General features: G+C 71.4%; 18 protein-coding genes. 5 read left to right on the top strand and 13 right to left on the bottom strand.

Features of this window, described 5'->3' with window-relative positions; all coding sequences use genetic code 11:
• Positions 1-140 precede the first annotated feature (140 nt).
• Positions 141-1,682 (bottom strand): AMP-binding protein, encoded by a 1,542-nt coding sequence (locus ABZY57_RS27080; protein ID WP_356516219.1) that lies wholly within the window; start codon positions 1,680-1,682, stop codon positions 141-143.
• Positions 1,683-1,997: 315 nt separating this feature from the next.
• Positions 1,998-3,143 carry a winged helix DNA-binding domain-containing protein gene (locus ABZY57_RS27075; RefSeq protein ID WP_356516217.1) on the bottom strand — a complete coding sequence of 382 codons (1,146 nt, stop codon included), beginning with the start codon at positions 3,141-3,143 and terminating at the stop codon, positions 1,998-2,000.
• A 186-nt stretch (positions 3,144-3,329) separates the two neighbouring features.
• Here ABZY57_RS27075 and ABZY57_RS27070 point away from each other — a divergent pair, with 186 nt between their 5' ends.
• Positions 3,330-4,508 (top strand): magnesium and cobalt transport protein CorA, encoded by a 1,179-nt coding sequence (locus tag ABZY57_RS27070; RefSeq protein ID WP_356516215.1) that lies wholly within the window; start codon positions 3,330-3,332, stop codon positions 4,506-4,508.
• Positions 4,509-4,864: 356 nt separating this feature from the next.
• Here the strand turns inward: ABZY57_RS27070 and mftR are convergent, their stop codons facing one another.
• The gene (mftR, locus tag ABZY57_RS27065; protein WP_356516213.1) at positions 4,865-5,524 is read right to left on the bottom strand and encodes a mycofactocin system transcriptional regulator; all 660 of its coding nucleotides are present in this window, start codon (positions 5,522-5,524) and stop codon (positions 4,865-4,867) included.
• A 129-nt stretch (positions 5,525-5,653) separates the two neighbouring features.
• On the opposite strand from mftR, the gene mftD reads away from it, so the two are divergent.
• Genes mftD through mftF form a run of 4 tightly spaced genes read left to right on the top strand, consistent with a single transcriptional unit; the run spans position 5,654 to position 9,916 of the window.
• On the top strand, positions 5,654-6,862 hold the full coding sequence (gene mftD / locus ABZY57_RS27060; protein ID WP_356516211.1) for a pre-mycofactocin synthase MftD: 1,209 nt from the start codon (positions 5,654-5,656) through the stop codon (positions 6,860-6,862).
• Positions 6,859-7,692, top strand: a complete 834-nt coding sequence (mftE, locus tag ABZY57_RS27055; protein WP_356516209.1) for a mycofactocin biosynthesis peptidyl-dipeptidase MftE — start codon at positions 6,859-6,861, stop codon at positions 7,690-7,692. Before mftD ends, mftE begins: the two co-directional genes overlap by 4 nt.
• Positions 7,689-8,495, top strand: a complete 807-nt coding sequence (locus ABZY57_RS27050) for a mycofactocin-coupled SDR family oxidoreductase (protein WP_356516207.1) — start codon at positions 7,689-7,691, stop codon at positions 8,493-8,495. Before mftE ends, ABZY57_RS27050 begins: the two co-directional genes overlap by 4 nt.
• On the top strand, positions 8,492-9,916 hold the full coding sequence (gene mftF, locus ABZY57_RS27045; protein ID WP_356516205.1) for a mycofactocin biosynthesis glycosyltransferase MftF: 1,425 nt from the start codon (positions 8,492-8,494) through the stop codon (positions 9,914-9,916). The genes ABZY57_RS27050 and mftF overlap by 4 nt, the downstream gene beginning before the upstream one ends.
• Before the next feature lie 48 nt (positions 9,917-9,964).
• Here mftF and ABZY57_RS27040 read toward each other — a convergent pair whose 3' ends face one another.
• From ABZY57_RS27040 to ABZY57_RS26995, 10 genes are all read right to left on the bottom strand, one after another.
• Positions 9,965-10,615 carry a response regulator transcription factor gene (locus tag ABZY57_RS27040; RefSeq protein ID WP_356516203.1) on the bottom strand — a complete coding sequence of 217 codons (651 nt, stop codon included), beginning with the start codon at positions 10,613-10,615 and terminating at the stop codon, positions 9,965-9,967.
• On the bottom strand, positions 10,567-11,850 hold the full coding sequence (locus ABZY57_RS27035; protein ID WP_356516201.1) for a sensor histidine kinase: 1,284 nt from the start codon (positions 11,848-11,850) through the stop codon (positions 10,567-10,569). Before ABZY57_RS27035 ends, ABZY57_RS27040 begins: the two co-directional genes overlap by 49 nt.
• A 39-nt stretch (positions 11,851-11,889) precedes the next feature.
• Positions 11,890-12,705, bottom strand: coding sequence for a 4'-phosphopantetheinyl transferase superfamily protein (locus tag ABZY57_RS27030; RefSeq protein ID WP_356516199.1), 816 nt, complete (start codon positions 12,703-12,705; stop codon positions 11,890-11,892).
• Positions 12,702-13,475, bottom strand: coding sequence for a metallophosphoesterase (locus ABZY57_RS27025; RefSeq protein ID WP_356516223.1), 774 nt, complete (start codon positions 13,473-13,475; stop codon positions 12,702-12,704). The genes ABZY57_RS27030 and ABZY57_RS27025 overlap by 4 nt, the downstream gene beginning before the upstream one ends.
• 175 nt (positions 13,476-13,650) lie before the next feature.
• Positions 13,651-13,809 carry a mycofactocin precursor MftA gene (gene mftA, locus ABZY57_RS27020; protein ID WP_356516197.1) on the bottom strand — a complete coding sequence of 53 codons (159 nt, stop codon included), beginning with the start codon at positions 13,807-13,809 and terminating at the stop codon, positions 13,651-13,653.
• The gene (locus ABZY57_RS27015; RefSeq protein ID WP_356516195.1) at positions 13,806-14,333 is read right to left on the bottom strand and encodes a flavin reductase family protein; all 528 of its coding nucleotides are present in this window, start codon (positions 14,331-14,333) and stop codon (positions 13,806-13,808) included. Before ABZY57_RS27015 ends, mftA begins: the two co-directional genes overlap by 4 nt.
• 17 nt (positions 14,334-14,350) lie before the next feature.
• Positions 14,351-15,595 (bottom strand): pyridoxal phosphate-dependent aminotransferase, encoded by a 1,245-nt coding sequence (locus ABZY57_RS27010; RefSeq protein ID WP_356516221.1) that lies wholly within the window; start codon positions 15,593-15,595, stop codon positions 14,351-14,353.
• Between the two features lie 20 nt (positions 15,596-15,615).
• Entirely contained in the window at positions 15,616-16,983 is a 1,368-nt protein-coding gene (locus ABZY57_RS27005; RefSeq protein WP_356516193.1) for a lysine 2,3-aminomutase, read from the bottom strand.
• A 186-nt stretch (positions 16,984-17,169) separates the two neighbouring features.
• Complete coding sequence (locus ABZY57_RS27000; protein WP_356516191.1) at positions 17,170-18,069, bottom strand: proline iminopeptidase-family hydrolase; 900 nt, start codon at positions 18,067-18,069, stop codon at positions 17,170-17,172.
• Between the two features lie 74 nt (positions 18,070-18,143).
• A partial coding sequence (locus tag ABZY57_RS26995) for an alpha/beta fold hydrolase (RefSeq protein ID WP_356516189.1) occupies positions 18,144-19,371 on the bottom strand: 1,228 nt, incomplete at its 5' end.

Here is a 19,371-nt window from a genome sequence, read left to right as displayed (position 1 = left end):
GCCGGCCCCCCCCGCCCCCCGCGGCCAGCGCCGCTCTCCCGCCCCGCCTGCCCCCCTCCTCCACCCCCTGCGGCCGGTACGGGGGCTGCGCGCGCAGCCCCGTACCGGCCCTCGGTCGTTCCCCCGGGTCGCCGCGGGGGTCAGTTCACCTGCCGCCCCAGGCCCGACCAGTACGGCTCGCGGAGCTTGAACTTCTGGATCTTGCCGGTGGCCGTACGGGGGATGGTGGCGCGGAACTCGACCGTCGTCGGGGCCTTGTACCCGGCCATCCGCTGCTTGCAGTGGGCGATGATCTCCGCCTCCTCGACGGCCTCGCCCTCGGTGAGGACCACGAGAGCCTTGATCGTCTCGCCCCACTTCTCGTGCGGCACACCGATGACGGCGACTTCCGCGACCGCCGGATGGCTGAAGATCGCGTCCTCCACCTCGATCGAGGACACGTTCTCGCCGCCGGTGATGATCACGTCCTTCTTCCGGTCGGAGATCGTCAGGTGGCCGTCGGTCTCGTCGACCGTGCCGCCGTCACCGGTGTGGAACCAGCCGTCCCGCAGTGCGGCCGCGGTCTCCTCCGGCTTGTCCCAGTACCCCTCCAGGACGACGTTCGACCGGGCCAGCACCTCCCCGTCCTCGGACAGCCGCAGCTTGACCCCGAGCGCGGGCAGCCCGGCGCGGGACAGCCTGCGCGCCCGCTCCGCGGCCGGCAGCTCCGCGTCGGCGGGCCGGGTCCGGTTGAAGGTGAGCAGCGGCGAGGTCTCGGTCAGGCCGTAGATCTGCGTGAACTCCCAGCCGAGCTCCTCGCCCATGCGCTGGATCGTCCGGCTCGGCGGCGGGGCGCCCGCGCAGACGACGCGTACCCGGTCACGGCCCGGGATCTCGCCCTCCCAGGTCGCCGCCGCGTCCAGCACCGTGTTCCACACGGCGGGCGCGCCGCACATCAGCGTGACGCCGTGCTCCTCGACCCGGCGCAGGATCTCGGCGCCGTCGACCTTGCGCAGCACGACCTGCTTGACGCCGAGCCCGGCCATCACGAAGGGCATGCCCCAGCCGTTGCAGTGGAACATCGGCAGCGTGTGCATGTAGACGTCGCGCTCCCAGACCCGGGTGTGCAGGCCGAAGGTGAGCCCGTTCACCCAGATGTTGCGGTGGGTCAGCTGCACTCCCTTGGGGCGGGCGGTGGTTCCCGAGGTGTAGTTGATCGTCGCCGTCGCGTCCTCGTCCGGGTGCGACCAGGGGCGCGGCTCCACTCCGAAGCGCATCAGCTCCGCATCCGTCTGCGGCCCGAGGACGAAGCGGTGGCGCGCCGTGACGGCCGACAGCGCCTCGTCCAGCTCCGGGTCGACGAGCAGGACCGAGGCCCCGCTCTGCCGGACCACGTAGTCGACCTCCTCCGGCTTTAGCCGGAAGTTGACCGGGACACAGACGCGCCCGCTCATCGGCACCGCGAACAGCAGCTCCAGGAGCCGGGCGGAGTTGTGGCTGACCACCGCCACGCGCTCGCCCTCGGCCACCCCCAGCGCGTCGAATCCCGCCTGCCAGGCCCGTACGCGCTCGCCGAGCCTCCCGTAGGTCGAATCGGGGACCGGCGGACCGGGCTGATCCGGCTCGTCCACCACGCCCGGACTGGACGAGAACCCCAGCTCCGCCCGGTCGAGGAAGTCCGTGACGGTCATGGGAATCCGCATTGCTCTCTCCTAGGTCCCGAATCCCGAACGACAAGTGCGAACTGCTGCAAACAACTGCCTGGACGACGCGCCGCGCTCCGCCGATGGCCGGGCGGCCCGCCACGAACGAGAACGACCGCGGGTGATCCCGGTCGTACCAGGCATCGTGCCGTGTCCGGCGTACGGGCCACCAGAGCGCGGCGGGGCCGGACAGCCCGTCCGGCCCCGCCCGCCTACCTACCCACACCACTCACCGCGCCCACCCCACTCACCGCATCCACATCACTCACCCCATGCACCGCATCCACCCCACGCACCGCACTCACCCCATCCGCCTCACGCCACTTGGCCACGGATGGAACCGAAGCGAACGGAGCCGCCCGAACGGTCCCCGCCTCCCTCGTCGCCGCTGTCCCCCATGGCGGCGAGAAGCGCCTCCCCCTCGGCCACGATCTCCGCCTTGCCGCCCTTGGAGACGTCGGCGAACAGCTCCACGGTGAGCGTCCCGGCGTGCAGCTTCCAGAGCCCGGCAAGGAAGCCGTCGACGAGCAGGGTGCAGTGGGCCTGGTTCCCGGACCACGTACTCCCCTTCAGCTCGGGCGCGATCACCCGGGAACGGTCGGCATGGGAGAGGAGCAGGTTGTCGAACTCGGGAAGGAAGCGGGGCGGGGCGGGCTGCCCGGCGTCGGGGCGGGGCCCGTCGGGCAGATCGAAGAGCTCGACGCCGTTCTCGTCCTGGAACACCTCCAGGCCGGGCCTGAGCCGCTCGAAGGCCTCGCGCAGCCGGGTGAGTCCGGCCCACGTCTGCATGTCCTTGACGGAAGCGGGCCCGAAGGCCCCGAGGTACCGCAGCACGACATCGTCGATCCCCCGGCCCTCCCCACCAGGCGCTCCCCCTTCCTCTCCAACCCACTCGCCCAAGGTGGTGAGCCGGACCTGCCCGCTCTTCCCCCACACCCCGCGCGGGGTGACCTGGACGAGCGGCAGCCGGCAGCGCGCGGCGACGGAGAGCGACTGCGGGTCGGCTCCGGGCCACTCCTTGAGCAGTTCCTCCCGTATCTCGGCCATGGTCCGCGGCTCCGCCTCCACGAACACCCGCGCACGCTCGGCCAGCCTGTCCAGATCCACTCCGACCAGGCCCTTGCGGAAGTAGTTGATCTCCCGGTCACGGGCGGGCTGGACGAGCGGGCGCAGGGTGAGCGCGTCGTGGACGGTGTGCGTGTGGATGGTGGACCTCATGGTGACCATCCGGACCACCTGCCGGGACTCCATCAGCCCGGCCAACTCGGCCGGCCCGAATCCGGCGAGTCGGGCGTGGAGCTGGAAGTACGGCGGCTTCACGTTCTGTGCCTGCAGCCCCAGCAAGTGCTGTGTGGCGTCGTGCGCAGACATCTCGGTGCGGGTGAGGAGCAGCTGACGGGCGAGCGTGGCACGGTTCAGCGCACGGGTGTCGAGTACGGGACGCATCGTCTTGGAGGCCATGACAGCAACGTAGCGGCCCATGCGGACACCTTCTGTCCGCAACTCCGAACCGGTCGCGTCCACGCGCGCCCCACGCACCCCATGCGCACACCATGCGCGCGGGCCCGCATGAACCCCCGGGGTCCTTTCACCCGGATATCCTGCCCCTTGCCCGTAAACATCCGTTCGACCGGGAGCTGACCTGCGATGTCGGAGCGATCAGACCGCCGCCCCTCGCCCCCGTCCGCCTCCGCGCCCGCGAAGCGTGGGGGATGGCGGCGCCCGGCCGCCCCGCCCTCCACTCCCCCGGCCACACCCCCACGGGCCCCGGAGGCGCCCCCGTCGGACCCGACCCCCGCGGACCACCGCAGCGTGATCGACTCCGCTGTCTACCGCGACGGCGTCCGGGTCGCCTCCCCCAAGACCCTCGCCGACACCTTCCGCCAACTGCGCGAACAGCCCGACGGCATGGCCTGGATCGGCCTGCACCGCCCCACGGAGCCCGAACTCCACTCCCTGGCCGATGAGTTCAACCTCCACCCGCTCTCCATCGAAGACGCCCTGGAGGCCCACCAGCGCCCCAAGCTGGAGCGCTACGGAGACACCCTCTTCGTCGTCCTGCGGGCCGCCCGCTACCTCGACGCGCTGGAGGAGGTCGACTTCGGCGAGCTCCACATCTTCGTCGGCCCCGACTTCCTGATCACGGTCCGCCACGGCGCGGCCCCGGACCTCTCAGCGGTCCGCCGCCGCATGGAGGAGTCCCCCGAACTCCTCTCCCTCGGGCCGGAAGCCGCCCTGTACGCCATCCTCGACGCGGTGGTCGACGGCTACGCCCCGGTCGTCGAAGGCGTCCAGATCGACATGGACGAGATCGAGACCGAGGTCTTCAGCGGCGACCCGGAAGTCTCCCGCCGCATCTACGAACTCTCCCGGGAAATGGTCGAGTTCCAACGCGCCACCCGCCCCCTGGTCGGCATGCTCCACAGCCTGATGGCCGGCTTCGCGAAGTACGGCACGGACGAGGAACTCCAGCGCTACCTCCGCGACGTAGCCGACCACGTCACCCACACCAGCGAACGCGTGGACGGCTTCCGCCAGGCCCTGACCGAAATCCTGACGGTCAACGCCACCCTGGTCTCCCAACAACAGAACGCCGAAATGCGCGCCTTGGCCGAGGCCGGCTTCGAACAGAACGAGGAGATCAAGAAGATCTCCTCGTGGGCCGCCATCCTCTTCGCACCCACGTTGGTGGGAACGATCTACGGCATGAACTTCGAGGACATGCCGGAACTGAAGTGGGCAGGCGGCTACCCCTTCGCCATCCTGCTGATGGCGGTGGTCTGCGTCAGCCTGTACGTCATCTTCAAGAAACGCGACTGGCTGTAGACCGCACACCAGCAACGTTGATCAACTTAGCTCTTGCGAACCTCTAAGAGTGGCCCACAGGGCCCCCTGGGGAGAATCTGGGGAGAATCCGCAGGCCGCCCATGCCAGGCACTCCCCCATGCCTTGAGGCCGGCCCTCCAGTACCGCCGACCACCTTCGACTGCACACGGTTGCGGAGGGTAACGACAATGGGTGGCGCAGCGTCTGCCGTGCCACCCATTGTCGCGACCAGGTCTGTCCTGCCTCCCCCGACGCCTACGAGCCGGCAGTTGTCCAACGACCTGGGGTCTGATGCAGGTTCAGATGGTCGAGAAGCCCACTCCCTGGCTCCGGTCCCTCGGCTGAGGGGATACGCGTCAGCCCAACCGAACGGCTTTCTGCTGCTCCCGAGCGACCAACGGGCCCGGGTCGAGGGCGAGGGGGCCGAGAGCGCTCAGGGCTCGGTCCAGGAGGTCGCCGAGGTCCGCGTCCTCGTCGCGCAGCCACTGCTCGTACGCGGCTACGGCGGCCCCCAAGCAGGTGTAGGCGATCACCTGGGGAATCAGGGCATCCTGCGGCTGGCCGAGGCGGGCGGCGACGTACTCCGACACCACCGCGCGCCAGTCGGCGTAGCGCAGGGTGGAGTGGGCCTGTAGCGCGGGGACTTCGAGGATGAGCCGCATGCGCGCGCGGTGCCAGGGCACCTGTGCGGGGTCGAGGTGGTTGAAGGCCACGATCGCCTCGCGGAGCACGTCCATCACCGGTGCCTGCGGGGGAAAGGCGGCGAGAGAGCTCCGCATCCAATGGAGTTCGCTCTCGAAGTCGCCCCAGACCGCATCGTTCTTCGACTTGTAGTAGCGGAAGAAGGTCCGGCGGCCGATGCCTGCCGCCGCGGCGATGTCGTCGACGGTGACATCGTCAAAGCCTCGTTCCGCGAAGAGCCGCAGCGCCTGCCGTTCGAGTTCGGCGCGGGACGTCAGGGGTTTGCGGCCGACCCGGTGGAAGCCGTCGTCGGCGGCCGTGGATGGGCCCGGCATGATCGGCACACCCTTCCTTTCGGCACTGGGTGCCATTAATGTAGCGCACAGGATAGGCGTTGAGGGGCTACACCCCTTGAACCCAAGAGCATTGACTGTCAGTCAGTCGAATGAAGAGGTGTGTTCACCATGGGCAACAGCTGGTTCGAGACCGTCGCCCACGCCCAGCGTAGAGCCCGCAGAAGGCTGCCGAGATCGGTCTATGGAGCCCTGCTCGCCGGGTCGGAGGCCGGGGTGTCTTACCGCGACAACACCGCCGCCTTCCAGGAGTTGGGCTTCGCCCCGCGCGTGGCCGGCCTGTCCGCCGAGCGCACGCTCGCCACTCGGGTGATGGGGCAGGACATCGCCTTACCCGTCATCATCTCTCCGACCGGCGTGCAGGCGGTCCACCCCGACGGCGAGGTGGCCGTCGCCCGCGCGGCCGCGGCCCGCGGGACGGCCATGGGTCTGAGTTCCTTCGCGAGCAAACCCGTGGAGGAGGTTGTGGCCGCCAATCCGGCGACCTTCTTCCAGATGTACTGGATGGGCTCGAAGGAGGACATGGTCCGCTCGATGGACCGGGCCCGGGCCGCCGGGGCGGCGGGGCTGATCGTCACACTGGACTGGTCCTTCTCCCACGGCCGCGACTGGGGCAGCCCCTCGATTCCCGAACGCCTCGACCTCAAGGCCATGGCAAAGCTGGCCCCGCAGGCCCTGGCCCGCCCGGCTTGGCTGCTGGACTACCTCCGCTCCGGTGGGCTGCCCGACCTCACCACCCCCAACCTCGCTGCTCCCGACGGCTCTTCGCCCACCTTCTTCGGCGCCTACGGCACCTGGATGCAGACCCCGCCGCCCACCTGGGACGACATACGCTGGCTCCGTGACGAGTGGCAGGGCCACTTCCTCCTCAAGGGCATCTCCCGCGTGGACGACGCCCGGCGAGCCGTGGACGCGGGTGTCACCGCCCTCTCGGTCTCCAACCACGGCGGCAACAACCTCGACACGACCCCCGCTCCGGTCCGGCTGATGCCGGCGATCGCGGACGCCGTCGGCCACGAGGTGGAGGTGCTCCTCGACGGCGGTGTCCGCCGGGGCAGCGACGTGGTCAAGGCCCTCGCCCTCGGCGCAAGGGCAGTGATGATCGGCCGTGCCTACCTGTGGGGGCTGGCCGCGGCGGGCCAGTCGGGCGTGGAGAACGTGCTCGACGTCCTTTCCGGCGGCATCAACTCGGCGCTGCTCGGCCTCGGCCGCTCCTCCGTGCACGAGTTGACCCGGGACGATGTGCTGATCCCGCCCGGCTTCACCCGCATGGCCGGTCCGGCTGCGAGCCCGGCGGCCGGTACGGGGCAAGAGGGATGACGAAGGGACCCCACACGCGGGAGCACGGCCCCGGCCGGGACGCGGAGCTCACCGGGCTCGCCTGGACCCGGCTGCCGGAGCGGCCGCTGGTTCTGGTTCCGCTGGGCTCCACCGAGCAGCACGGCCCGCACCTCCCGCTCGACACCGATACGACGATCGCCACCGCCGTGGCGCACGGCGCGGCCCGCCGACTGCGACGCGGGCCCCGGCCGCCGGACGAGGTGCTCGTGGCGCCGCCGATCGGCTACACGGCGAGCGGGGAGCACCAGTCCTTCCCCGGCACCATGTCCATCGGCAACGAGGCCCTGCGGTTCCTGCTGGTCGAGCTCGTCCGCTCCGTGTCCCTGTGGTCCGGGCGCATCGTGTTCGTCAACGCGCACGGCGGGAACCTGCGGAGCCTGTCGGGCGCGGTCCGTCAACTGATCGAAGAGGGCCGGAACGTGGCGTGGGTTCCGTGCGCCACGGAGTCTGTGGACGCCCACGCCGGACACACCGAGACCTCTCTGCTGCTGCACCTGGCCCCGGAATCGGTGGACATGACGCTCGCCGAGCGGGGCAACACGGCACCCATCGAGGAGCTGATGCCCTCGATCATCGCGGGTGGGGTCGAGGCCGTGTCACCCTCCGGTGTCCTGGGCGATCCCACCAGAGCGACCGCCGAGGAGGGTGCCCGGGTCTACGAGGCGCTGGTGACGGACGTCGCCGGGCGCATCGCGGCCGGCCGCGTGAACGGTGACGGGCGGCTGCTCCCCTCCCTCGCTCGGACCGTCCCCTCCCCCGCCCTCCCCCGCCCTGCAGGAACTGCCGGAGCCGCCGGAGCCGGCTCTTGACCGGGGATCGGCGTGCCGCCCTGGTGACCGGGGCGGCACGCGGCATCGGCGCGGCGACGGTACGGGCCCTGTGTGCCGAGGGGTACGCGGTGCTCGCGCTCGACGGCTGCGCCGGAGACGGCCCCGACCGTGGGCCCGGGGTCGGCTACCGCCTGGCGAGCCGCGAGGACCTGGACGCACTCGCCGACGAGCACCCGGGGCAGGTGCTCGCCCGCGTGGCCGACGTACGTGACCGGGACGCGCTAGAGGCGGCGGCGGCCGAGGCCGTGGAGCAGTTCGGGCGGCTGGACGCCGCCGTCGCTGCAGCGGCCGTCATCTGCGGTGGCCGGCCGCTGTGGGAGACCCCGCAGGAGGAGCTGCGGACCTTGTGGGAGGTGGATGTCCTCGGGGTGTGGAACACCGCAGCCGCCGTGGTGCCGCACATGCTGCGCGGCACGGACCCGGGCGGCTGCCGGTTCGTCGCCGTCGCCTCGGCTGCCGGTAGCCGCGGACTGTTCCGGCTCGCCGGCTACGGCGCCGCCAAACACGCGGTGATCGGTCTGGTCCGCGGTCTCGCGGCCGACCTCGTGAACACCGGCGTGACGGCGGTCGCGGTCTCCCCCGGCTCCACGCGTACGGAGATGCTGACGGCGACCGCCGCGCTCTACGGACTGGACGGCGTCGAGGACTTCGCCGCGTCCCAGCTCGACGGCCGGCTGATCGAGCCTGCGGAGGTCGCCGACCTCATCGCCTTCTGCTGCTCCGCCCACGGTCGCCTCGCCAACGGTGCCGTCATGAGCGCGGAGGGTGGATTCCGCGGATGACCGACACGCCCGCGACCGGGTCCGTCGTCGAACTCGGCCCCCAGGTACGGAGTTACGAGGGCGGGCGCATCCTCGTCGGAGGTGCTCCGCCTCGCCTGGTACGGCTCGGCGCGCGCGCCGCGGCGCTACTGCGCGACCGGCGCCTGCGCCTGGACGGCCCGGCGTCCGTACGGCTGGCTCAGCGGCTCGTCGCCATCGGCATGGCGCATCCCGTGGCCGCCTCACTGCCCGCTGCCGATCTGGCCGACCTGACCGTGCTCGTGCCCGTCCGCGACCGTCCGGGGCCCCTGGACCGGCTACTGACCGCGCTCGGCGGGCGGGTGGCGGTGATCGTCGTGGACGACGGCTCCCGCGATCCGCGGGCGGTGGCCCGGGTCGTGCACGGGCACGGTGCGCGGCTGCTGGCCTTGTCGGAGAACCGGGGACCGTCTGCCGCCCGCAACGCCGGGCTGCGGGAGGTCGGTACGCGCTTCGTGGCGTTCGTGGACTCCGACATCGTCGTCGTCCCCGACACCCTCGCCATGTTGCTGCGGCACTTCCACGACCCGCAGCTGGCGGTAGTCGGGCCGCGCATCCTCGGCTTGCGCGAGGGGGTCACCTCGGACCGCGGCAACTGGATCGCCCGCTACGAGGCCGCCCGGTCCTCTTTGGACCTGCACTCCCATCCCGCGCTGGTGCACCCGCATTCACGCGTGCCCTGGCTGCCCAGCGCCTGCCTGGTGGCGCGCGTGGACAGGCTCGGGGGCGGCTTCACGGAGAGCATGCGCGTCGCCGAGGACGTGGACCTGGTCTGGCGGCTGGCCGCCGGGGGTGACCGCATCCGCTACGATCCCGCCGCGTCCGTCCGGCACGACCACCGCACCGGCTTCGCCGCATGGCTGGGGCGCAAGGCCTACTACGGTTCGGGGGCGCACGCCCTGGCGGTGCGGCACGGTGCGGCCGTCGCCCCGGCTACCCTCACGCCGTGGGCCGCGGGGCTCGCCGTGGCCCTGCTCGCGCAGCGCCGCTGGTCGGTTCCGGTGGCCGTGGCCGTGCTCCTCGCGGTGGCCCGCGGCTACACGCGCAAGATCCCGGCGGGTACGGCCGAACCGCGGCGGCTCGCGGCCACCCTGACCGGGCTGGGAGTGGCCGCGACCGCCGAGCAGACCGCGGGGCTTCTCTTGCGGCACTGGTGGCCGTTGAGCCTGGCCGGCTGCCTGGTCTCGTCGCGCGTGCGCCGGGCGGTCCTGGTGGCCGCGGTGGCCGACGGAGTACTGGACCACCGGATGCGTTCCCCCGACCTGGACCCCCTCCGCTTCGTGGTGGCGCGTCGGCTGGACGACCTTGCCTACGGGGCGGGGGTGTGGGCCGGTGCCTGGCGCGGGCGGTCCCCGCGCTGCCTACTCCCGCACGTCCGCCGGACGCCGAAGGGCTCCGGCTGATCGGGGCCGCCGGGTCCCGCCGCGGCGGGACCCGGCGTTCAGGGGCCGTCAGTTCTGGTCGAGGTAGGCCAGTACGGCGAGCACGCGGCGGTTGTCGTCGTCCGACTGGGTCAGTCCGAGCTTGGTGAAGATGTTCGCCGTGTGCTTGGCGATGGCCCTTTCGGTGATCACCAGTTGGCCCGCGATGGCCGCGTTGGAGCGGCCCTGGGCCATGAGCTCCAGCACCTCGCGTTCGCGCGGGGTCAGCTTGCCCACCGGCTGATCGGCCGCCGAACGGCGGTTCAGGAGCTGGGAGATGACGTGCGGGTCCATCGCGGTGCCGCCGGCCGCCACGCGGCGTACGGCCTCGACGAACTGCGCCGCGTCGAGTACGCGGTCCTTGAGGAGGTAGCCGACCCCACCGCTGCCGTCGGCGAGCAACTCGTGCGCGTACAACTGCTCCACGTGCTGGGAGAGCACCAGGACCGGCAGGCCGGGCTTCCTGCGCCGGGCCTCCAGGGCGCACTGCAGGCCCTCGTCGGTGTAGGACGGCGGAAGCCGGACGTCGACGATCGCGACGTCCGGCTCCAGCTCTTCGAAGGCCCGGGTCAGTTCCGGTGCGTTGTCCACCGCTGCGATGATCTCGAAGTCGAAGGCTTCGAGCAGCCGGATCAGACCGTCCCGGAGGAGGAAGAGGTCTTCGGCCAAGACAACGCGCACGGAATCTCCATCGTCACCATGGTGGGACCGCCCTCGGGGCTGCTGACGGCCAGTACACCGTCAAATGTACCCAGGCGCCGCTCGATCCCCGTCAGGCCTGATCCCGAAGGGTCGGCGCCTCCCCGACCATTGTCGGTGACAGTAATCTGAAGCATCCGATCTTGGTAGTCGATGTCCAGCCAGATCCTTTCCGCCCCGGCGTGCTTGACCACGTTCGTCAGGACCTCGCTGATCGCGAAGTACGCGGCCGTCTCGACGGATGCCGGGGCTCGTCCCGGCAGGTCGATGTTGACCTCGACGCGGACCGGCATGCGCAGGGCCAGGGCCCTTGCGGCGTCGCCCAGTCCCCGCTCGGCGAGCACCGGCGGGTGAATCCCCCGGACCAGGTCGCGCAGTTCGGCCAGGGCGTCGACCGACTCGGAACGGGCCTTGGCGACGAGTTCCTTGGCCTTCTCCGGGTCGTTCCCGATGAGCGCCTCGATGGCGCCCAGGCTCATGCCCATGGCGACCAGCCGGGCCTGTGCCCCGTCGTGCAGGTCCCGCTCGATGCGGCGCAGTTCGGCCGCGGAGGTGTCCACGGCGTCGTGGCGGGTTCGGGTGAGCTGCTCCACGCGTTCGTGCAGGTCCAGACCGGCCGGGGCCAGCACGGACTTGGTCAGCAGGAAGTGCAGGCGCAGCAGGGTGGGGTTGACGCGCACGCCGACCGCCAGCAGCGCGGTGCCGAACAGCGCGGCCCCGAGGGCGGACCACTGGCCGGTGACGTGCACGGGGCCGAACCAGTAGCTGCCGCTGTCGGTGTAGACCCGCCACAGGCCGATGGCGATGGCGTAGCCCTCCAGCGGGTAGAGGAAGAGCGCCGCCGGCAGCAGCGCCGTCACGAAGCCGGCGATCATGTCGACGAACAGCCAGCGCAGGTCCCGCCAGGTCGCCGGGTCGCTCTTCATGTAGCCGAGCTTCTCGATCTGACCGGCGGCGCCGGTGCGCATGTCCGCCGGGAAGGGGCGGTACGCGGCCGGGATGCGCACGTCGCTCCATTCCGCGGCGAGCACCCGGCGGACGTTCGCGAACCAGCGGACCCCCTGGAGAACCAGGGGCGTGGTGAACGCCCCGATTCCGATCACCATGAGCACGCTGGACACGATGGTTAGGACGATGAAGACGATCGAGCCGCCCAGTGAGAACACTGCCAGTGCAAGCCCTCGCAGGGCGGCCACTGCTGCTTGCCGGAATCGCATTTTTGCACTCCCTCCCTTGCCCGTCCCTCGGACACGTCCCTAGTCTGCCAATCCCTCGGCGGCCCGGTCACTGGCCCGAAGGCGTCGACGGACGGTGTACCTAACACCACCCCGGGTCGATGCCGACGTACTGATCTGGTGTACTCCGGCCAGCGGCACCGTCTCGTCCGGCCGGTTCGCGGGCAGCCCCGGCACCACGACCGAGGTGAAGACGAAACCTCCGGCCGCCAGCCACCGCCCGCGGAACGACTGGAGCCTGCTTCCGTCGTACAACGGCCCCGGTACGAGCAGCCGTGCGGTGAAGGTGCCCAGCGGGGTGAACTCCAGGCTGGCCTCCGAGAAGTCCAGTGGGAGACCGGTCATGGGGAACCAGGCCTTGTAGACGCTCTCCTTGGCGCTGAACAGCAGCCGGTCGCAGCTGACCGCAGCGGCCCCGAACCCGCCGGAGGTCACCGCCTTCAGCCGGCGCAGCCGGGGCAGCTCCTCAGCGCGGGCTATCGCCTCCAGCACCCCGTGGGGCAGGGGCAGGTTCGGCTCCGCGTCGATGCCCAGGGCGTGCACCTCGCCTGCGGCGGCGACGGCGGCGGCCCGGTAGCCGCTGCAGTGCGTCATGCTGCCGACCACCTTCTCCGGCCAGCGCGGTTCGCCCCGCGGCCCGCGCAGCACGGCGACCGGTGGCAGGCCGAGGGCGCCGAGCGCCTCGCGGGCGCAGCTGCGTACGGTGGCGAACTCGCGGCGCCTGGACTCGACGGCGGCGCTGACCAGGGCCGCTTCCTCCGGCAGCAGCTCGGAGTCCGGTACGTCCTCGCCGGTCCAGGCGACGGCGACCCGGTCGGGCAGTATGCGCTCGATCATCGTGCGACCTCCGGTCGCGTCGGCCGGACGCGGTGCAGCCCGCCGGGCGGTCGCCCGTGGCGGCGCCACTCCCGGGGGTAGCCCAGCGACACCTCGTGGAAGGGCACGCCGTCGTGGACGGTGGTGCGGGGGATGTGGAGGTGCCCGTAGACGACGCCTTGGACGGGGTAGCGGGTGTGCCAGTCCGCCGTGGCCCGCGTACCGCACCACTGGGCGAATTCGGGGAAGTAGAGGATGTCGGTGGGTTCCCGGACGAGCGGGTAGTGGTTCACCAGCAGCAGGGGCACGTCCTTTGGGCAGGCGTCCAGCCGGGCCTCGGTCTCGGCGACCCGGGCCCGGCACCAGGCCTCGCGGCTCGGGTAGGGGTCAGGGTGCAGCAGGAACTCGTCGCTGCAGACCGCCCCCGACTCGTAGGCGCGGGCCAGGGCCTGGTCCTTGGTGGTGCAGCCCGGCGGCAGGAAGCTGTAGTCGTAGAGCACGAACAGCGGGGCGATGCGCAGCGGACCCCCCGGACCGTCCCACACGGGATAGGGGTCCTCGGGCGTGAGGACGCCCAGCCCCCGGCAGATCTCCACGATCCTGCGGTAGCGGGCCTCGCCCCGCAGCTGGACCGGGTCCTGCGGGTGCGTCCACAGTTCGTGGTTGCCCGGGGCCCAGATCACGGTGTCGAAGCGGTCGGCGAGCAGGCGCAGGACGGCGGCGACGTCGTCGAGGATCTCGCCCACGTCGCCGGCGATGACGAGCCAGTCGTCGGGGGAGGCGGGGTGCATGTCCTCGACGATCTGCCGGTTCTCCGGATAGCTCACATGCAGGTCGGCGACCCCCCACAGGGTCCTGTCGTGCACCGTCACGTCCTGTGTCTCCTCCGCCGTTCCCACCGCACCGCTCCTCGTCCCTTCACCCGCGCGTGGCCGTCCGTGCCCCTGTGCGGGGGCACGGAGCGTGTCAGTACACCCCGCACATGCCGTCGATGGAGACCTCCTCCAGCAGCAGTTCCTCCTCCACTCCCCCGTCCTCGTGGACGTCCGCGTGCGCGTGGATGGCCACGTGCGGGTGGGTGTCGGTGGCAGTCGGCTGCGCGCCGGTCGTGCTGTGCTCGCTCACGGCTGTTCCTCCTTGGAGACGGTGTGGAATCCGCGGCGGAAGTAGACCGCCGGGTCGATCCGGTTCAGGAGGGTGTCGTGGACCCGGCCCACCAGGATGGTGTGGTCGCCCCCGTCGTACCGGTCGAAGGTGTCGCATTCGAGCACGGCGGCCGCTTCCGGGAGCAGCGGGTGACCGCGCGAGCCCTCCCGGAAGCGGCTCCCGGCGAATTTGTCCGCCCCCTTGGTGGCGAAGCGCAGGGCGACGTCCGCGTGCGCGGCGCCCAGGACGTGCACGACCCAGGAGTCCGCGCGCTCGAAGGCCGGGTGGCACTGTGCGTCCTTGGCGAGGCACACCAGCACCAGGGGCGGCTCCAGGGAGAGCGCGCAGAAGGAGGTGGCCGTGAACCCCCACCACCTGCCTTCCCAATCCGCCGTGGTGACGATCGTGACCCCGCTGGGGAAGGAGGCCATGGCCTCCCGGAAGCGTGTCGCGGAGGTGTCGGTGCGCAGCCCGGAGGGGCCGTCCGGAACGGTCCTCGTCATGTCCTCGCCCCGCCGCCCTAGCCGGCCAGCTTGGCGAAGCTGTCCCGGAGGCGCTCCAGTACCGCGGCGACGTGCGGGAGCCGTACCGGGTCCGCGGCTTCCAGGGCCTGCTGCTGGAGCTCCCGGGACTCCCCGTAGAGCAGGCTGGTGGCGATCTTGAACCGCAGGGCTCCGGGGTCGTCGCCGAGCTGGTGGCCGGCGAGGACCGCGATCCGGTGCTCGTCGAGGAGGTACTGGAACAGCGAGGCGGAGTCGGTGACCCCTAGCCGCCGGTTCAGTGCCCCCCGCAACGGTTCGAAGTCCGGGTAGATGTAGAAGCCACCGGCAGGGGGGCGGCACTCGGCCCCCGCATCCGTCACGATCCCGTGCACGGCGCGGGCCACGGAGCCGTGCAGCCTGGCGCTGTCGGCCAGCCTCTGCCGGATCTCCGGGGGCTCCGCGAACGCGTACGCGGCCACCTCCTGCATCGGCGCGGCCAGCGTGGACCAGACCTCGCTGGCCACCGAGGCCACTCCGCGGCGCGCCCGCTCGCCCCAGGGGTTCGCGGGGAACCGGGCCGCGCCGATGCGCCAGCCGCCCAGGGCCAGCGTCTTGCTCAGCCCGGTGGTGACCACGGTGCGCTCGGGTGCCACCTCCGCCGGGCTGAGCACCGGTGTCGCCGGGTCGTGCACGATGTCCCGGTAGATCTCGTCGGAGACGATCACCAGGTCGAGTTCCTCGGCGATGGCGCACAGCTCGCGCACGATGTGCGCGGGAGCGAGCGTGCCCGTCGGATTGTCGGGCAGGGTGAGGACCATGATCCTCGGGTCGCCGCCGGCGGCGCGGGCAGCCTGTACGGCCGCGCGGAGCCGCGCCGGATCGGGTACGCCTCCGCACTCCTTCGGGATGGGCACCTCGAACACCCGCTTGCCGGCCAGTTCGGCCTGCGGCCGGTAGCTGTTCCAGGCAGGGCACGGCAGCAGCACGTCGCCCACCAGCACCAGCTGGAGGGCCATCAGCAGCGGCTTGCTGCCGGGTGCGGCGATCACCTGCTCCGGTCCGGTCGGTAGTCGGCGGCGGGTGAAGTAGCCGGCCACCGCCTCCCGGACCTGCGCCGACCCGTCCACCGGGCCGTACGCATTGTGCCGGGAGCCGGCTGCCAGGGCCTCGGCGAACGGGCCGAAGACGGGCAGCCGGGCCTCACCGAAGCCGAGGTGGACGATGTCCTCCCCCTCGGCACGGCGCTCGGCCACGATCTGGTTGAGCGCCAGGTTCGGCGACATCCTGCCCTGCGCGGTCTCGGTCACAGTCGTTCCTCGCTGACGGTGGCCCCGGCCTCCGGCTCGGGGGGGCTGATGCCTTCCAGCGCCGCACGCAGGTCGGCCGGTGTCTCCGGGGCGAGCTCCAGTTCGTCCACCCAGGCCGCGCCGGCGGAGTAGTGGGCACGGAACGGCCGGCCGACGAGCGCGGGGTCCCGGGCCTGGAGCAGCCTCAGCTGGAAGAAGGAGCCCTCGGGGGTGTCCTCCACGCCGTCCACGGCCACCTTGCCGGGCGTCGCCGACATCACGGGGCCGCGAACGGTGCGGGCGAGGCCCGGGAGCTGCTGGTACGCCTCGCGGAAGATCGCGGCCGCACGGGCCAGGGGCACCCTGAAGTATTCGTAGGGGCCGGTGTCCCGCTCGACGAACATGTAGTAGGGGACGGCCCCGACCGCGAACTCGGCGCGCCACAGGTCCCGCCACGCCTCCGCCGAGTCGTTGACGTGGGCGACGAGCGGGGCCTGGCAGTACACCAGCGCGCCGGTGCTCCGGATCCGGGACACGGCCCTGCGGGCCAGGTCGGTGCTCAGTTCCCGGGCATGCGTGAAGTGGGCCATGACCGCCAGGTTGCGACCCGTGGCCACCACCTTCTCGAACAACCGCAGCACGTCGTCGGCGTCCTGGTCGGTGGTGAAGCGCTGCGGCCAGTACGCGACGGACTTCGTGCCGATGCGGATCGTGCGCACCGTGGGGATGTCCAGCAACGGCTCGATGTGACGGCGCAGCCGCTCCGTCGACATCACCATCGGATCGCCGCCGGTCACCAGGACGTCGGTGACCTGCGGATGCTCCTTGAGGTACTCGACGAGCAGCTCGGGGCCCGGCGCCGCGAAGCGCAGGTCGGCATCGCCGATGAACTGGGCCCAGCGGAAGCAGTAGGTGCAGTACGCGTGGCAGGTCTGCCCCTGCCCCGGGAAGTACAGGACCGTTTCCCGGTACTTGTGCTGCATCCCGGGAAGTTCCGCCCCCGCCTGCGTCGGCACGTTCAGCTGCTTCTGGCCGGAGGGGTGCGGGTTGAGGCGGGAGCGGATGTCCTTGACGGTTTCCCGCAGCTCCGCCTTGGAGCTGGGTCCGGCCGCGAGAAACGCCAGCCGCTTCTCGGCCTCCGCCGGCAGCATGCCGGGCTGGGGGAAGACGAGCTGAAAGATGGGATCTTCGGGTATCCGGTCCCAATCCACGAGCTCTGACAAGACGTACTCGTTCACACGGAAAGGCAGCACCATGGACGTCAGACGAATGGCATCACGGATGTCCGACGGAATTCCGTAACGGTTCGCGAGTTCGTCTATGTGGTGTGCCCCGTAGGCGTGAAATCGCGTCGCCTCCATGGGACCGCCGGCGGGCAAGGGCATGCGAGCGTTCCTCCGCTTTCTTGAGGATGTGCATTCGGTGCCCGGAGAGCTGTGGCATCCCGGCCCGAGAAGACGTGAGTTATCGACTGGTGTTGCAATGCTAGGGAGAATTCATCCCCGAGCGGCCCCCACTGCCCCCTGCCCAGCCCCTAATCCGGGGTGACGGGGCCCGTGGGGGCCGGGCGCTCACAGCAGTTCGCGCAGGTGGGTGCGCAGCGCCCCGAGGAAGCGCTCGGGCTCCTCCAGGTGCGGCATGTGGCTGGACTCCTCGAAGATCTCCCAGCGCAGTCCGGGCACGAGGTCCTGGAAGGGCTGGGCGCTGAGCGGGGTCACCTCGTCGTGCCGCCCGGTGATCATCAGCGTGGGTACGTCGATCCGTGCCAGCCGGTCGGTCACGGACCAGTCGCGCAGGGTCCCGATCACGTGGAACTCGCTGGGCCCGTTCATCGCGTAGTAGACCGTGGGGTCGTTGTAGACCTCGTAGAACGAGGCGGTGTAGTCGCGCGGCCAGGGCTTGAGGCGGCACACGTGCCGCTCGTAGAACACCTGCATGGCCTGGTGGTACTCGGTGGTGCCGGTGGTGCCCGCCGCCTCGTGGCGCAGCAGCGTCTCGTTCACCCCGTCGGGCAGCTCCTTCCTGATCCGGGCGAGTTCCTCCAACCACAAGGGGTAGGAGGCGGGCGCGTTCGCTATCACCAGGCCGCGCAGACCGGCCGGCCTGGCCGAAGCGTGGGCGGCGGCCAGCGTTCCGCCCCAGGACTGGCCCAGGAGCGTGTAGTCGTCGGAGATCCCCAGCTGCCGGAGCAGGTTGTCCAGTTCGGCCAGGAACAGGTCGACCGTCCAGAAGTCGGCTCCCCGGTCGGGCAGATGGCTGGAGCCGCCGTTGCCTATCTGGTCGTAGTGGACGACCGGCCAGCCCTCGTCGGCGAGCGCGGCGAGGTTCTGCAGGTAGTCGTGCGTGCTTCCCGGGCCGCCGTGCACCACGACGAGGGGCGGCCGGCCCGAATGGAGCTGCCCGGTGACCCGGTACCAGGTCCGGTGTTCACCGAAGGGGACGGTGCCCTTGGCGCTCGGTGGTACTCCCATGAAGGGGCTTCCTCTCTCTTTCTGTCAGGGGGTGGGAGGGGGTGGGGGTGGGGGTGGGGGGTGAGGGCTGGGCGTCAGGGGCGGGAAGCGATCCACTCCTCGATCACCCGGGCCGTGCCCTCGGCCTTGTCCTCAAGGATCGTGAAGTGGTTGGCCCCTACGGTCCGCACGGTCTGGGAGGCGTCCCAGGGGTGCGCCTGCCATCCCGTGGGGTCCTCGCCGCCCTGGTGGGCGGCCGCGTCGAAGGGCTCCTCGCACTGCACGAACAGCACGGGCGCCTCGATCTTCGCGGGCGCGAGCTCGACCAGGATCTCGGAGTAGCGGCCCATCGTGGAAAGCCGCCCGAGGTCGAATCCGCCGACGGCGGACTCCATTTCCATCATTCCCTGGACCAGGCCCCGGGCGATTCCGGCGTCTCCGCCGCCCTCGCTGCGGTAGCTGTCCAGCAGGACCACGCCGGCCGGGCGCATTCCGCGCTCGCGCTCCAGGTATTCGGCGGCGGCGTAGGCGAGCGTCCCCCCGGCCGAATACCCGACGAGGACGAACGGCTCACCGTCGGCCGCTTGCGCAATGCCCTCGGCGAGCAGTTCCACGGCCGCGTCCAGCGAGGCGGGCAGCATCTCGCCCTCCCCGAATCCGGACAGCGGTACGGCGCTGACCCCGCGCGTCCCCCGGAAGTACGAGGCGAGCCGCGCGTGCTGGTACACGCCGCCGGTGGCCATCGGGGTGCTCACGCACACCAGCCGCGGTCCCTGGGGTCCCTCGGACAGCTTCACCGGGGCGGGGATCCGCTCCACGTCGGCCACCGAGGTGAAGCTCGGCCGCAGCCGGGCCGCGACGGCCAGCAGGTCGAAGCCGAGTTCGAGCTGACCGGCCTGCACCGCGGTGCGGAAGAGACCGCTGAGCGTCTGCGCACCCGGGTCGGAGGCCGCGGAGGCCGTCGGCGTCGCGGTGCGGGCCGGCCCCGCCGCGGTGTCCGGGTCGCCCGCCAGGTGTGCGGCGAGCTGGTCGAGCAGGTAGCGGGCCAGCCGCTCCGGGCTCTTGTTGTCGAAGACCACCATCGGCGAGAGGCTCAGCCCGGTCGCCCGCGACAGGCCGTTGCGCAGTTCCACCGCGGAGAGCGAGTCGAAGCCCGCTTCCAGGAAGTCGCGCTCCGGGTCCACCTCCTTCGGGTCGCCGTAGCCCAGCAGTGCCGCCGCCTGGCGTCGTACGAGGTCCAGCAGGACGGCGGTCCGGGCCGCCTCGTCCAGCGGCGCCAGTTCGCGGCGCAGTGCCGCCGGCCGCACTTCGGCGGCGCCGGCC

The organism is Streptomyces sp. NPDC006450, from assembly GCF_040612195.1.
GTDB lineage: Bacteria > Actinomycetota > Actinomycetes > Streptomycetales > Streptomycetaceae > Streptomyces.
Note: the sequence above shows the minus strand (reverse complement) of the source record. Positions and strands in the feature narration are given on the sequence as shown.